The organism is Haladaptatus sp. (assembly GCF_049589095.1).
GTDB lineage: Archaea > Halobacteriota > Halobacteria > Halobacteriales > Haladaptataceae > Haladaptatus.
This window is the reverse complement of the sequence record NZ_JBAWAC010000250.1, coordinates 1-1,943: the sequence shown is the minus strand read 5'-3', so window position 1 is coordinate 1,943 and position 1,943 is coordinate 1. Positions and strand designations below refer to the sequence as shown.

3 protein-coding genes are annotated in these 1,943 nt (G+C 61.9%); 2 read left to right on the top strand and 1 reads right to left on the bottom strand.

Annotation, left to right across the window (positions count from 1 at the left end; translation table 11 throughout):
- On the top strand, nt 1-1,058 hold a 1,058-nt coding region (locus WBV42_RS08175; protein ID WP_423985589.1), incomplete at its 5' end, for a cation:proton antiporter.
- 8 nt (nt 1,059-1,066) lie between these two features.
- Here WBV42_RS08175 and WBV42_RS08170 read toward each other — a convergent pair.
- Entirely contained in the window at nt 1,067-1,594 is a 528-nt protein-coding gene (locus WBV42_RS08170) for a DUF7097 family protein (protein WP_423985588.1), read from the bottom strand.
- 60 nt (nt 1,595-1,654) lie between these two features.
- On the opposite strand from WBV42_RS08170, the gene WBV42_RS08165 reads away from it, so the two are divergent.
- On the top strand, nt 1,655-1,943 hold a 289-nt coding region (locus WBV42_RS08165), incomplete at its 3' end, for a DUF192 domain-containing protein (RefSeq protein ID WP_423985587.1).

Below are 1,943 nucleotides of genomic sequence, written 5' to 3'. Positions count from 1 at the left end.
TCTTCCTCCCGTTCATCGTCGGCTACATCATCGGGAGCTACTTCGGCCAAGGGTTGGAGTCAAGCCTCTACCTCGGCCTCATCCTCTCGGTGACATCGGTCTCCATCGTCGTCCGAACCTTGCTGTCGCTGAACAAACTCGACACGCAGTACGGTCGCTGGATCCTCGGCGCGTCGGTCGTGGACGACGTGGTCGGCCTGCTGGGTATCTCCATCTTGCCCCTGTTCTTCGTCGCCGGGGGGACCATGGGAACTATCTCCGCGCTCGGGTTGGCCGCGCTGTTCTTCGTCGCCGCGGCGATTTTCTACCGTTTCCTGCTCGACCCCGTCTCCGACCTGCTGTCGAAATCCGAAGTCGGCATGTCGGACTTCATCGGAATCCTCGGACTTCTCTTCATCTTCGGCTACGCCTCCGACGCGGTGGACCTCTCGTACTTCATCGGCGCGCTCACCATCGGATTGGTGGTCTCCACGAACAAGCGACTGGAAGGCAAGAGTCTCCAGTCGGACGTGTACGGTATCGCGTACGGGGTGTTCATCCCGCTCTACTTCGTCGCCATCGGCGCGCGAATGGATCTCGGTGAGCTAACCGTCAACACCTTCATCGTCGTCTTCGCTGTGTTCGGCCTCCTGTCTAACTTCATCGCGGGCTACGTCGGCAACATCATCGCGGGCGGGCGTCGGGAACACTCGCTCATCCTGGGATTCGCGCTGTTACCACGTTCAGAATCCGGCATCGCCATCGTCTCGCTCGGCGTGGCCCAACACATCGTCGGCAACCAGATCTTCGTCGCCTATCTGGTCGTCTTCGTTATCTCCGTCCTGTTGACCCCGTCGCTACTGAAGCGGGCGGTCGAACGCGCCGAGGCGAAGAAAAGCAAGGAGAAAGGTTCGGGAACGGCGGGCGATTCGTCGGATTCGGATAGTTCGACGGGGTCGAACGGGTCGGATTCGGGCAACTCGTCTGGATCAAGTAGTTCTTCGGAGTCGAGTTCGGATGGTTCGTCCGGATCGGGTAGTTCATCCGATTCGAGCGATTCGTCGGATTCGAGCAGTTAGTCGGCCCGCTACTGCTCGCGGTCGTATCGCTCGGCCGCGGTTTCAAATGCCGTCTCGACCTGTTCCTTACTTCGTCGTCCTTCGGCCTCGGCGATGGCTTCCGGGTCCGGGTTCACGTCGTCGTCGATGCGCGCCCACGATTTGTGGACCTTTGCGTGGCACCAGCGACAGAGATACACCGTGATTTCGTGAGAAAGCGTCTCGCCGCCGCCGGCGTACGAGAGGTGGTGTTCTTCGAGCAGCGGGTGTTCGTCGGAGTGGGCCATCCGCCGCTCTTCGAGACCGCAGCGGATGCATTCGCGGTCGCGGTTGCGACAGCGATAGTGCGGACAGTCGCTCCACTCCCAATCGCCGTCCGGGTCCGCGACAGGACAGCGAAACTCCTCCTCCCGGCGCTCGCGGGCGAATTCGGGGTCGTGTTCCGGATGCTCGAACGCGTAGCGGCAGTTTCCCTCGTCGGTCAGGTGATCACAGAGTCCGGCGTGTTCGTAGGGGTCGTCCACGCCGACGGCGGTCCCCGACGGGGTTTTCTCCATGGTCGTGGGTGGCGGCGCTCTCGCACAAAAGTTTTGTCTCCTGCCTGAGGAGTTGGCGACGTGCGCGTCGTACACGAATCGGACGGACGGTCGGAGACGCTAGCGAACGATGTCGAGACGGCGGATTCGTTTCTCTCGCAGGCGAAGGGGTTGATGTTCCGGCGGTCGATTCCGGACGACTACGCGCTGGCGTTCCGGTTCGGCGACGTCGATGCTCGGGACGTGCACATGGTGTTCGTTCCGTTCGCACTCGACGCCGTGTGGGCGACGGACGACGAAGTCCAACACGCCGAGCGGCTATCGGCGTGGACCGGTCTCGGAAAAGCGGAGGCGGATACGCTGTTCGAAC